The organism is Alishewanella sp. HL-SH06 (assembly GCF_052656265.1).
Window position 1 is genome coordinate 1,763,495 of sequence record NZ_CP199752.1, and the last position, 12,021, is coordinate 1,775,515.

The following is a 12,021-nucleotide window of genomic DNA, read 5'->3' on the forward strand; positions in this document are numbered from 1 at the left end:
TTCAGGCCAGTTTGGCATTGAACAAGGCGGCGATAAGATCTGACTGGGTTATTACCCCGACCAGCTGTTGCTCGTCGTTTAGCACCGGTATATGGTGCAGGCCCTGATCCGACAGTATTGGCACCAGCGCGGCGATATGGTCGGTATCGCGTGCAACGATAAGCTTGGTTACCATGATTTCAGCTACGTTACGCCTGTATTGTTTACTGTGGCGCTTCTTTAACAGCAACTGATTTAGGTGGCGTAGTAAGCCCCAGTAATGCGGTACTTGCAGGTTTTTCAGAAAATCTGCCGTCGATATTACACCCAATAGCTGCTGCTGGTTATCTGTTACCGGCAACATACTAATTTTGTGTTTACGCAGCAGCTGCCAGGCACTGCCTACAGCAGTGTCTGGCGTTACAGTGATGAGGTCGCGTGACATAATGTCGCTACAGCGAATTTCGCCGCTTTTGCGCTGATAGGCGTTAAGCTGCGCCTGATGATATAAACGTTCTAAATCCTGCTCGCTAATATCGACTACGGTATCAAAGCTGTTTAATGCACTAAGTAAATCTTCCGGCTGCAGGCCCAGCCGCTTTAGCGGTGAGGCGTCTTTGTGCAAATGTACCGGGTCAAATTTCTGTGCGGTTGGCTGCAGGCCGCGTTTTAACCAGAACTTTTGCAGCACTATGGCCACCAGCAGCATGACAAACACATTCAGTGCCACCGGATAGAGCAAAAAGTCATAACCCAATACGCTGTCGGTCGAGGCTATCACCGGTACCAGCGCGGTGGCGCCACCCGGCGGGTGCATACACTCAAAGATGTACATTACAAACAGCACGCAGCCAATAGTTACCGCGGCCATCAGTGCTAAGTCAGTAAACAAGTGCGAGCAAATAAGGCCCACGGTAGCCGAGATAAGATGGCCGGCGGCAAATGACCAGGGCCGTGCCAGTGGGCTGTTGGGTAAACCAAATAACAATACTGACGAGGCGCCCATTGAAGCCAGCAACACTATAGTACTGGCGGTGTCGGCCAGCTGCAGGCTGGTATAGGTAACAATAAATAACGCGATAAAGGCGGCCAGTGCTACCTTTAATCGTTCGGTCAGTGGTATGGCTGACAAACGCTGGCTGTCGCGTTTAATCAGGCCTAGTTGTGCCAGTACGGCACTTAACAGGTTTTTTGCTCGGCGTTGCAAGGTTAAATCCGGAATTTGCACCAAAGGAGGGCAAGTATAAGCAGTTAGCAGAAAAAAAGACACCCGGATGTCTGCGGCTGAATGACGTTAATACCTAGTCGGCAGCTAAAATTTTATTGCGGATAAGGCTGCGTTTAACACTTAAACACAATTTACCGAAACGTCTCAGCTCATCAAACTTGGGAATACGGCCATTTTTTATTGCGTGCTCCCAAAACGATACTTCAGCGTCAACCATCTCCAGCAGTTTTTTTGGGCAACCCTGACAGTCGGTGTTGGTAATGCCACAAACAAAGGTGGCCGGCTCATAAAGCGGTAGGGTGGCTTTAACCTCAACCAGCAGTTGCTGCATTGCGGTAGTCAGATCAGGTTTAGTCGACATAATACTAACCTCTGGTTACGGCAAGAGCGCCAACTGTACTGTATGCCCCATTGTCTGGCTATTATACAAAGTAGGTACATCGTAGTGCCTAATATGCTTTGTTGCTCACAGCAGTAACAAGGTAGACAGGACGGTGCGTTAACGGAATAATTCCATATCAAACGGAGAATAATGCATGAAAATACTATCGATATGGCTGTTAACCGGCTTACTGCATGCCGCGCCCTTACAGGCTGATCAAGCACCTCATCATCACCATGGCGATGATGAGGTGCTTACGATGCTGGTGCTGAATGATGGTGCCAAGTGGCCGGTAGATACAGTGTTAAGTGAGGCGATGCTTCGGCTGAGGGCACAGCTGCTAACGCATCTGGATGATATTCATCACAAACGTTTTACGGCGTCACAATATCAACAGTTTTCTCAGATGTTGCAGCAGGAAGTTAACCACATCGTTGCCAATTGCAAGTTAACACCCGAGGCAGATGCGCAGTTTCATTTGGTACTTGCGGCAATGATGCAAAGCCAGCAAGCGATGGCTGCAAGTGAATTGACAACCCAACGCCAGGGCGCTGTTAAGTTGTTACGGGCGTTGCAGCGCTATTCCGAGTATTTTAATGATGACGCGTTTTTGCCTATTACACATTAAGTAAGCGGGTTTTGCCAGGCACGAGTAAGTTAATTTATGGCTCGCCTAGTCGTTTGCGCCAGTCTTCTACCTGACCTGTTTTTAAGCGCTGTTTTGCTAAACTTCGCCAGGACTCGCTTAGCGGGCTAAGCATGGCGATTTCTTGCAACACCTCTGTGCTCCAGACAGAGCCATAAAGAGTGTCTAACAAACGTGATAGCGGCCAGTTAGGATAAGGGCGTTCAAGCAGTGTCATAATGTAACCGGTTGCCACCATTCCAGGCGTCAATACCCGGTAATACCAGCCGGTACGGCGGCTGTCCTGAACTAACCTTGCCATGTTTTGTTTGGCAAAACGTAGGTTTAATTTCCAGCATGGTTGTCTTGCTTGCGATACCTCTACAATAGCCTGATCCAGTTGCCAGATATCGCCAACACAGACATCCTGTTCGGTTAACGCATCTGTCGTCAGGTTTTCACCAAAAGCGGCGCTATTGCCAAAATCGGGCAGCTTACCAAGTATTTGCTGCCAGTAGGCATAATGGCTGGCGGAGTAATGATGTAAGGCTTTTTCTGCACCGCCATGATGTAGCCGGTCAGCCTGTAGATCACCCTCTAAGCCGTTAATGCCCAGCCAGGCTTGCTTTACCGGCGTTTTATGGATGCCGCTGATAACCCCCTCTGTGCCGAGTGGTTGCAAGCCGCCGGTTCTTATGTGGATAATTCTTGCACTGACGATCATTTGTTGTGTTGCTCCTGAACAAAAGGCGTATTGTTTGACAGTTTAAGGTACCAAAAAGGCTTCGCTTTAATTACGCAGAAGCCTTTTATGATAGTTTGGCTATCAGTTTAGGTGTTGCAATGGCTGCATGGCAGCTTTGCTGTCAAACACGCCCTTTACCACTTGAGCGCTTACTGCTAAGGCACCGATGATAAAGATCACGTCACCAAAGGTGCGCACCCAGCGTAGCGTATGCAAAATGTCGCTTTGCATAAAGGCTTCACTGCGGGCATACCATAAGCCTTCAGTGGCACTGGCGTAAAACTGAATAAAACCAATTGGCAACAGGCTGCTAAACAGCATTAGCACCAGGCCGCCGTTCATCCACCAAAACGCCGTTTTCATCAGCTTCTCATCAAACACCAGCTGTGGCCGGATATAACGCAAGATCAGCAGGCAGAAACCCAGCGCCAGGAAGCCATAGACACCAAACAGTGCAGCATGGGCATGGGTTGGCGTAGTGTTTAACCCTTGCAGGTAATACAGCGCGATAGGCGGGTTAATCATAAAACCAAACACGCCGGCGCCAAGCATATTCCAAAACGCCACGGCGACGAAAAACATCAGTGGCCATTTAATATCGCCCATCCACGGCGCTTTGTGTTTTAAGCGCCAGTTTTCCCAGGCTTCATAGCCCAGCACTACCAGCGGTACCACTTCCAGTGCACTAAAAGTGGCGCCAACCGCCATCACCGGCGTAGTGGTGCCGGAGAAGTACAAGTGGTGGAAAGTGCCCGGTATACCGCCTAACATAAACAGTGACGCTGACGCTAAGCTGGCGCTGGTGGCCACACTGCGTGATACCAGCCCCATGCTATGGAAAATAAACGCCAGTGATACAGTAGCAAATACTTCAAAGAAGCCCTCTACCCACAGGTGAACAACCCACCAACGCCAGTATTCCATTACTGATAAATGTGTACGTTCACCATAAAACAGGCCGGCACCATAAAATAAGCCGACGCAAATCACTGAGGCAGCAAATAGCGCCAGCAGGTTTTTATCGCCAGGGGCGTTAAAGGCCGGTACCACGGCGCGCAGCATAAGCACTAACCAGAACAGTACGCCTACGTATTTAATAATTTGCCAGAAGCGGCCAATATCAATGTACTCATAACCCTGATGACCAAACCAGAAGCTGTATTGCTCAGGCATAATTTGCATAATGGCAAAGTAGTTACCGGCAAAAGAGCCTGCAACCAACACCACTAAAGCCCAGAATAGGATATCCACGCCGAGTTTCTGGTATTTCGGATCTTTGCCGCCGTTAATAATCGGCGCTAAAAATAGCCCGGCGGCTAAAAAGCCGGTGGCGATCCAGAACATTGCGGCCTGAATGTGCCAAGTGCGCGCCAGGCTGTACGGCAGCCATTCGGTGGTATTTAAACCATAAAAACCATCGCCTTCTACTGTGTAGTGCGCAGTAAAACCGCCCAGCATTACCTGCAGGGTAAATAGCGCAACCACCACCAGAATATATTTGCCCAGCGCTTTTTGTGATGGCGTAAGTTTAAGCCGGGCAATAGGGTCTTGTTTAGGTGCTTGTGGCTCTTCTTCTTCATGTTTACGTAAAAACGCCCAGCCCCAAATCAGGCCGCCGACACCGGCAATCAGTAAAATAATGCTCACCAAAGACCAAATCAGGTTCTCAGCGGTTGGCCGGTTATCTATCAACGGCTCATGCGGCCAGTTATTGGTGTAGGTGGCGCTATCCGGGTAACGTTCGGTGCTTGCAGCCCAGGCGGTCCAGAAGAAAAACTGCGTCATTTCCTGACGGCGGCTTAAAGAGGGCAGGGTATTGTTTTTCATCGCATAGTTGGCGCGGGTTTGGCTAAGCGCAATATCATCACCAAACAGGGCTATATAGTGCTCTGCCGTTTGCGTGATGGCCACTACCCGGCGGTCGCTCAGTACCAGAGTATCAGTGGCTTTATCGTAGCTGTTAGTGCGATAGGCCTGCTTTAACGCAAATTGCAGCGTATTTTGCTGGCTGGGTGTCAAGGCGTCGTAGCTTAAACCAAACTCATCCTGTGCTGCCAGTTCCAGCCAGGCCATTAGCTCACGGTGCAACCAGTCGGCAGTCCAGTCGGGTGCCTGATAAGCACCATGGCCCCAGATAGAGCCCAGCTGCATACCGCCAACTGATTGCCAGGCCGTCTGGCCGTTTAAGATAGTCTCGTTGGTCATCAGCACCTGGCCTTGCTGGCTAACCACTTTTGCCGGAATAGGCGGCGCCGAGCGATAGACCTCGGCACCAAAATAGCCCAGCACGCTAAAGGTGATGGCTAAAATGGTAATTAGCAGCCACCAGAGTTTACGATATCCGGCCATACAGCCCCCTTACGTTATTGTTTTTGCGCCCAAGTGTCATAGATCAGTCCTGTTTTTTATATAACCGGCGTTGTCGCCTATAGGGTTATTACAAGAACCAAGCCATGTTTTATTTCATTGTTTTTAATAGAAATATTTTAAAGGCAGCAGGGTGGGTGGTGGTTTTGACCTAAAAGCGGCTGGGTTTAAAATACCCGCAGGGTGTAAGTTACCCTAAGGCTGATTGCTGTTGGTGTTTTCTACCTCTTTAGCGATATAGGCATGGCGCGAAAGTTGTTTTATGGTGGCGCGCAAAGATGATTAAGAGAGCTGCCAGATGGAATACTATTTGCCGGTAAAACAACTGCATATGTTCTGCGCTTATTTAAGTGTCACCTTGTTTGTGCTGCGTTTGTTGTTAGATTTGGCCGGCAAACCCGGTTGGCGCTTAAGCCCGGTGCGACACTTACCACATATTAACGATACGCTGTTGCTAACACTGGCGTTTACGCTACTGGCCATAGGCCCCTGGCAGCCCTTTGCGCACCAATGGCTGGGGTTTAAAATTTTACTGTTAATTGGCTATATCCTGTTTGGCATTGCAGCCTTAAAACAGCGCTTAAGCCTGCCGGTACGTGTGGCTTGCACTGTAATGGCGCTGTCGCAACTGGCGGGCATTTTTTACCTGGCCCGGTTTAAACCCTTGTTGTTTGTTTGATGTCTGCATCGGTTTTATAGGGGCACATTATTGTGCCCCGGTTTTTACGCTGCGGATTTAATCCGCTTTAAGCGCTTCGCTGTTGCTGCGCGGTTTGCTTTCTTTGATAGTGGCGCAAACTGTGTTCCTGGCGACGGCCGCTGCTAAAGGCCGATACCCGTTTTAAGTAGCCAATTACCCGGGTGCCGTAGTCAATATCTCTGCTGCCGCATTGGGCACAGGCGCACAGGGTGCGTTTATCAATGGCTTCGCAGCTGTTGCAGATAGTAATTTTCACGTTGACGCAAAAGTAGTTACAGCCGGTTTGGGCGGCAATGTTCAGTAAATTTACATAGCCGCGCTGATCCAGCTTTTCTTCCAGGTTCAAATGCAGCGCAGAGCCGCCATCCAGATAATCTAACAGTTCGCGGCCATGCAGCTGAAATTTGTCCAGCGTGTTGCTGTGCTCATCTTCTACTACATAAAAATATGAGTTGTAGCAATCGCGCGGCACCATATAGCCATCTTCGCGATCCCATTTGGCGTTTTTCACTCCCAGGTTTTCCGCCGGCACAAACTCGGTGTTAAACATATAGCCATACTCAGCTTTAGCAGCTTTGTTCGCGTCAAAGATCACTTTTAGCTGTTGCTGCACAAAGCGGATATAGGCCGGGTTATTGCCAGCGGTTAAGCCCTGCGACTCTGCGGCCTCTACCATGCCGTTAATGCCAATGGTTAGAAATTGCTTGTCCAGGCTGATAAAGCCTGCGTCGTATACCGTGAGCAGACCAGCAGCTTTGTACTGCTCCATCAGTTTGCGGTAAGCCACCTGATATTTATGGATTTTAGCCACCTCAATGGCTAAATCACGGCCATCCTGCACTAAGCGGTTCATATTAATGGTAATCACATTAATAGAGCCGGTGGCGACGCCGCCGGCACCCAGCGAATATGAGAAAGTATTATCGCTGATTTCACTGCGCAGCCGACAGCAGCTGGCTAACGAGTCGGCATTTTCCGACTGGTAAATAAAGAATGAATTACCCGCTGCCATCTCAGCCGCGATGTCGTTGGCAAAGGCGCTATCCTTGCATTTGCCGTTCTCGGTTAGCATCGCCACCGTGACCACCGGAAAGGTCAGTACGGTTTTTTCCCGCTCTTTATTAAACCAGCTTAAGAAAAACTGCTGCAAGGCTGACACTGATTGCCACTCTGGTTTAACAAAATCTGGAAACACAAAATTGCCAAACATGCTGTCAAAGTAGTGCTGATCGTACACCGAGATATTCCAGAATACGCTTTGGTAGCCACGGGCGGCAGCCGGCTGGTTTAACGCATACACCACATGCTGCAAATGGTTTTCGATTTGCTTGCGATGCGTTTGCAGGTAGTTGTCGCCGTAGTCTTTACGGGCAAAGTAATCAAAGTAGGTTAAAAACTCTACCGTAGCCACGGCGCCGGCAAACTGGCTGGATACGGCAAACACAAAGTTAACAAAGCAGCCGCAGAAGGACTCTAAATGCTTCGGCGCCTGTGATTCGCCGCCCAGTTTGGTTAAACCATCACGTAAAAACGGATACATGGTTACTGACACGCAATAGGGCTTTAAGCTGGTTTCGTCGTGCACATAAATTTCGTGATCGGTTATCTGGCGCAGGTATTCTGCTGCTAATTCTGCCCCAAACAGCTCGCTGATTTTATTGCTGACTAAAGCCCGGTTTACCTGAATAAACTGATCCTTCATCAGCTCGGCTTCCAGCGTAGCGATATTTTTCTGGGTTACGTTAGCATTGGCATCTAATTTTGAGCCATCGGCGGCATTAGTGGCATGCAGGTAGTTGTCGATAAAGCTGAGTTTTTGTTGTAGTTGCGAGAAATTAAGCGCTTGCATGGCAGATCCCTTTTTATGGTTTAACAAAGAAGTGGTTCAGGCGTGTATTGCTGCGTAAATCGGTGAAAATCTGGTTAGTGTGCGGGCTATCCAGGCCGCCGCGTTCAGACAGCCAGCGGCCGGTTTTAAGGTAGGTTAGCTGCTGTTTCAGCTCACTGCTGACATCGTCCAAGCCGGTATATAAACAGGTGCTAAGCCCGGCATGGCGGCTTAACTTGAGCAGTGATATCAAGGCTTCAGGCTGCCACTCACCGCCTAAAAACAATACGCAGCTGATCAGGTTTTTATAGCTGTCTAAGCGATGTTGCAGGTAAACCGGCGTCAACGGCGTACCCTGGTTAGCCTGCCAGCTATAGCTGCTATGGCAGCCTTTGCAGCCCAGCGTACAGCCAGCAATGGTAAAGGCCAGTGACACTTCGTTTGGCACTTCCTGAAAGGCGATTTGTTCATCGGTGAATCTAAGCATTAAATCCTCTATATAGTGTTTATTTTATTTTGATGCACTAGATATTGTGTTTTAGCTTAGCGTTAGCTGTCAGCAAAAGCTTGATCTGGATCATGTTTTAACGGAGCTGAAATTGCCATAGTCGCGCCAGAGCGCATCAAAGCTGAGCTTGTTACCCCATCGGGGGTAAGTTGCTTTGGCAAAAAGCCAGTATGGACAATGAAAAAACCGCCCACTGAAACCCAGGGGCGGTGCAGAGGAGCCAAAACAACATTGGCCAACGTGGAGCTATGAGAGAAGTGATTGGGCGCAATGATGCGTCCGCACAATACAGGGGCAATTACAACTGATAGCTAAGCATCAGCCAAACCTTAGTCGTGTCGACTGCCAGCGTATCTGCATTGTAATACGCCAGTTTTAACAGCGCCGAAAGTTGCTGATTAATGCTATAACCGGCGCTGGCGTTCCATTCATCGCCATATTTTTGGCTACCGAGGTCGCTGTCAAAACGATGATAAGCCAGGCTTAAGGCAACGTCGTTTAGCTTGGTTTTGGCTTCCAGCCAGTTATCACGCAGGCCGTTATCCGGCGTGTTTAAAAACATATCGGCAAAGCCGGAAAACGCATGCAGAGTCGCCAGCGGGGTTTGAAAAGCGCTTTGACCATCACCGGCTAAACGCTCCTGACCGGCTTGCAGCGTAACGCTATCCAGCGCCCAGTTCAGGCTGATACGGTGGTAGTGATGGCTAAAACTGAGCGGTGCATTATGCGCATCATCTTGCTTAGCCAAAGCTAACTGCCAGCTCAGTTTCGGGCCGCTGGTTAATTTACCCTGATAATCAACGCCATAAGTGCGGCTGCTGCGCACCGCCCAGGTGTCAAAATCAACATCATAAGCAAAACCTGCCAGCTGATGTGCCGGTGTCAGCTGCCATTGCAGCAAGGCGGTATTAAAGCTGCCGTGTTGATCGGCCGCCGCGCTTTTGGGGCCAAATACCCGGTTTACATTGTGGTAATGGCCTAGCTCAGCACTAACACTGTCGCTGAACTGCTGTTGCAGGCGATAGCCATCCAGCGTTTGTTCATTCTGGCGCCAGCCGACGCCACCTAAAAAGCGCTGGTTTAAATGGTTTACCAATTGGCGGCCCGCACTTAGCGTGGTGCCGCTGTCATTTTGGTAGCGCAGCAGCGCCTGGTTAATATCGGTGCCCTTAGGGTCGGCCACCACGCTGTAATCGGTTTTGCCGTTGACCGTACTGTTGTAATTGTCATTACCCAGCAGACTAACGTTGTCTACCTGCAGTAAGGCGCTAAAACCATACGCCTTGCCGGTATTCACGCTTAAGCGGCTGCGCAGCGTAGAGGCGATGGCATCGTCCAGCGTATTGTCTTGCTCGACATATTCTAAACGGTAGCGAAACTGTGCCGAGACAGTGCTTTGTTTAAGTGCAGTGCTAAGTTCATTGGCAATAAGGCTGGGGCTAAAGCAAAACGGTAACACAGACAACATCACAGCGGGGAAAGCTTTCATAATGTATTCCTTTGGTCAGGGCCGCGTAAAAGCAGGCTGATCTTAACGCGGCTAGTAAATTTATATAATTTAATTAAAGGGTTACCTAAAAGGCGGTAAGCCGGTGCTATTGTTGGTATCGCTGCAGTACTTCTTTTTTGCGGGCATAAAAAAACGCCGGTCGCTGTCAGTCCGTTACCGGACCTGAGCGACTGGCGTCTTTGCCATGATATTTACTGTTATACCAACACGGTGGAATTAAGCAGTGGCTGTGTCAGCTTTTATTCAGAAATTATTTGTTTAAAAATTAATAGCTTAAAATTTCAAGGCCGGGCAGTGCAGAATGTCGGGTGCGATATTGGGGCGCTATTGTGCTAACACAGGGCAAAGCAGGCAGTGCGCCGCCGAAGCGTTATAGATGGCGGCCCCAATTTCACCTTTACTGCATAAGTGGCGAGGCTGACAGGTTAAAGTCGTAACCGTCTATTTCAGCGTCAACGATCAGCGTATGAATATACTGCGCTACCGCTTTGCGCCGTACTTTTTCATTTAAATAGTCAGCAATTTTCTGCTCGACGGCGCTAAAGGGCAGTAACTGGCCAGGCACTTTGCGGGCAATGTACACTATATGGTAACCATAACGGCTTTCTACCGGCTGTGGCATCAAACCCGCTTCGGCATTAAATATTTGCCGCTCAAACTCCGGCACGGTTTGGCCGCGGCTAATTTGGCCTAAGCTACCGCCGGTTTCTTTCGACGGGCAGGCCGAGTAGTGCTGTGCCAGTTGTGCCAGCGGTTCGCCTTGTTGTAGCTTAGTGATTAACTGCTCTGCCAGGGTTTTGGCTTCTACCCGGGCTTTGTCATCTTCTGGTGCTGCCGCCAGCAGTATATGGCTGACTTCCAGCAGCGGCGAGCTATGAAAGCGCTGTGGGTTTAAGCGGTAATATTGCTCGCATTCGGTCTGGTTGGCTTGCGGAATAGTCACTTCAGTGTTTATCAGCGCATCGAGAAAGTTGTCATCGCTGGCGGTATTGGCTTCGCTTTTTACGCTAAGGCCCAGCGCTTTGGCGCGCTGACGCAGCAGCTCGCCAATAATCAGTGATTCGGCCGCTTTTAGCATGGCGCCACGTTTATCGCTGGCCGGGTGGTACTGCATTTCGGCCATTATCGCCGCTTCGCTGATACTGGCATTGTTTACTTGTATCATTTTGAACCTCTGTTATAGGGTTAGCTGTAACGTGCCGCCAGGCAGCTTTAAGCCGGTATTGCACACAAAGACGCCGTAAATCCGTCCGTGGAGGCTCCTCTTTGGCATCCATGCCAAAGACGCTTTGTTTAGCAATATCGGCTCGCAGTCTGGCTGGTCAATCGATCTTTTCTGGCCCAGGTTGGAACCTCGATAGCGCAGCCACAGAGTGTCTGAGCGCAGCGAGTTGCTGTGGCGAGCACAGCGAGTGTTGCAACCGTCAGGGCCTTAAACCGTGCGTTATTCAAGTCGTCTAGCGCACAAAACGCTGGCGTACTATCTGGTGCTGACGGCTGATGTACTGCACCGGCACACTTAGCATGTGTACTAAGCGGCTAAACGGAAACACCACAAACAACGTCATGCCCAAAAACACGTGCATTTTAAAAATCCAGTGCACGCCGCTAATGGCTTCTGCGGCTGCCACGCTGTTAAAGGTAACGGTGTTTTGCGCCCAGGCCATCAGTTTTAGCATCTCAGCGCCATCTAAATGACCCATTGATACCGTGATACTCAGCAAGCCCAGAATTAACTGTGCGTAGAGTAAAAACAGTATGGCAATGTCCATAGGGTTGCTGGTGGCGCGAATGCGCGGGTTAAACAAGCGGCGTTTAATCAGCACAGTTAAGCCGTAAAAACAGATCAAGCCAAAGATGCCACCGGCGACGATAGCGATCATCTGCTTCATTTGGGTGGTAATGCCAAACAGGTACCAGATTTCTTTGGGCATTAATAAGCCAAAGAAATGGCCTAAAAAGATGCCCAGCACGCCGATGTGAAAAGCGATACTGCCTTTACGCAGTTGTTTGCTTTCCAGCAACTGGCTGGAGCTGGTTTTCCAGGTGTATTGCTCTCTGTCGTAGCGGATCCAACTGCCAATCACCATAATGGCGATGGCAATGTAGGGGTAAATGCCAAAGGCAAACAGATTTAAGTGTGCCATTT

General features: G+C 49.6%; 11 protein-coding genes. 2 read left to right on the top strand and 9 right to left on the bottom strand.

Annotation, left to right across the window (positions count from 1 at the left end):
- Position 1 precedes the first annotated feature (1 nt).
- Together ACUJFK_RS08140 and ACUJFK_RS08145 are read right to left on the bottom strand one after the other, a co-directional pair.
- Positions 2–1,249: an HPP family protein gene (locus ACUJFK_RS08140; RefSeq protein WP_445426629.1), complete on the bottom strand. Its 1,248-nt coding sequence runs from the start codon at positions 1,247–1,249 to the stop codon at positions 2–4.
- Positions 1,250–1,280: 31 nt separating this feature from the next.
- Positions 1,281–1,568, bottom strand: a complete 288-nt coding sequence (locus ACUJFK_RS08145) for a hypothetical protein (protein ID WP_445426630.1) — start codon at positions 1,566–1,568, stop codon at positions 1,281–1,283.
- Between the two features lie 175 nt (positions 1,569–1,743).
- Between ACUJFK_RS08145 and ACUJFK_RS08150 the strand changes: the two genes are divergently transcribed.
- Positions 1,744–2,217: a hypothetical protein gene (locus ACUJFK_RS08150; RefSeq protein WP_445426631.1), complete on the top strand. Its 474-nt coding sequence runs from the start codon at positions 1,744–1,746 to the stop codon at positions 2,215–2,217.
- Between the two features lie 34 nt (positions 2,218–2,251).
- Here the strand turns inward: ACUJFK_RS08150 and ACUJFK_RS08155 are convergent, their stop codons facing one another.
- Positions 2,252–2,938, bottom strand: a complete 687-nt coding sequence (locus ACUJFK_RS08155; protein WP_445426632.1) for an MOSC domain-containing protein — start codon at positions 2,936–2,938, stop codon at positions 2,252–2,254.
- A 102-nt stretch (positions 2,939–3,040) separates the two neighbouring features.
- Positions 3,041–5,308, bottom strand: coding sequence for a nitric-oxide reductase large subunit (locus tag ACUJFK_RS08160; protein WP_445426633.1), 2,268 nt, complete (start codon positions 5,306–5,308; stop codon positions 3,041–3,043).
- Positions 5,309–5,624: 316 nt separating this feature from the next.
- Here ACUJFK_RS08160 and ACUJFK_RS08165 point away from each other — a divergent pair, with 316 nt between their 5' ends.
- Positions 5,625–6,005, top strand: coding sequence for a SirB2 family protein (locus ACUJFK_RS08165; protein ID WP_445426634.1), 381 nt, complete (start codon positions 5,625–5,627; stop codon positions 6,003–6,005).
- Positions 6,006–6,072: 67 nt separating this feature from the next.
- Here the strand turns inward: ACUJFK_RS08165 and nrdD are convergent, their stop codons facing one another.
- The 5 genes from nrdD to narI form a co-directional block, all read right to left on the bottom strand.
- Positions 6,073–7,875 (bottom strand): anaerobic ribonucleoside-triphosphate reductase, encoded by a 1,803-nt coding sequence (nrdD, locus tag ACUJFK_RS08170; protein ID WP_445426635.1) that lies wholly within the window; start codon positions 7,873–7,875, stop codon positions 6,073–6,075.
- 13 nt (positions 7,876–7,888) lie between these two features.
- Entirely contained in the window at positions 7,889–8,341 is a 453-nt protein-coding gene (gene nrdG / locus ACUJFK_RS08175; protein ID WP_445426636.1) for an anaerobic ribonucleoside-triphosphate reductase activating protein, read from the bottom strand.
- Positions 8,342–8,660: 319 nt separating this feature from the next.
- A complete protein-coding gene (locus ACUJFK_RS08180) occupies positions 8,661–9,851 on the bottom strand; it encodes a hypothetical protein (RefSeq protein ID WP_445426637.1) in 1,191 nt (396 codons plus the stop codon).
- Positions 9,852–10,269: 418 nt separating this feature from the next.
- Positions 10,270–11,037: a peptidylprolyl isomerase gene (locus ACUJFK_RS08185; RefSeq protein WP_445426638.1), complete on the bottom strand. Its 768-nt coding sequence runs from the start codon at positions 11,035–11,037 to the stop codon at positions 10,270–10,272.
- Between the two features lie 292 nt (positions 11,038–11,329).
- Complete coding sequence (gene narI / locus ACUJFK_RS08190) at positions 11,330–12,019, bottom strand: respiratory nitrate reductase subunit gamma (protein WP_445426639.1); 690 nt, start codon at positions 12,017–12,019, stop codon at positions 11,330–11,332.
- Between the last annotated feature and the right edge of the window lie 2 nt (positions 12,020–12,021).

What these genes read in the sequence shown, in the direction of transcription:
- nrdG (WP_445426636.1), bottom strand. Translation starts at nt 8,341, where the DNA reads ATGCTTAGATTCACCGATGAACAAATCGCCTTTCAGGAAGTGCCAAAC.
- narI (WP_445426639.1), bottom strand. Translation starts at nt 12,019, where the DNA reads ATGGCACACTTAAATCTGTTTGCCTTTGGCATTTACCCCTACATTGCC.
- ACUJFK_RS08160 (WP_445426633.1), bottom strand. Translation starts at nt 5,308, where the DNA reads ATGGCCGGATATCGTAAACTCTGGTGGCTGCTAATTACCATTTTAGCC.
- ACUJFK_RS08185 (WP_445426638.1), bottom strand. Translation starts at nt 11,037, where the DNA reads ATGATACAAGTAAACAATGCCAGTATCAGCGAAGCGGCGATAATGGCC.
- ACUJFK_RS08155 (WP_445426632.1), bottom strand. Translation starts at nt 2,938, where the DNA reads ATGATCGTCAGTGCAAGAATTATCCACATAAGAACCGGCGGCTTGCAA.
- ACUJFK_RS08150 (WP_445426631.1), top strand. Translation starts at nt 1,744, where the DNA reads ATGAAAATACTATCGATATGGCTGTTAACCGGCTTACTGCATGCCGCG.
- ACUJFK_RS08145 (WP_445426630.1), bottom strand. Translation starts at nt 1,568, where the DNA reads ATGTCGACTAAACCTGATCTGACTACCGCAATGCAGCAACTGCTGGTT.
- nrdD (WP_445426635.1), bottom strand. Translation starts at nt 7,875, where the DNA reads ATGCAAGCGCTTAATTTCTCGCAACTACAACAAAAACTCAGCTTTATC.
- ACUJFK_RS08165 (WP_445426634.1), top strand. Translation starts at nt 5,625, where the DNA reads ATGGAATACTATTTGCCGGTAAAACAACTGCATATGTTCTGCGCTTAT.
- ACUJFK_RS08180 (WP_445426637.1), bottom strand. Translation starts at nt 9,851, where the DNA reads ATGAAAGCTTTCCCCGCTGTGATGTTGTCTGTGTTACCGTTTTGCTTT.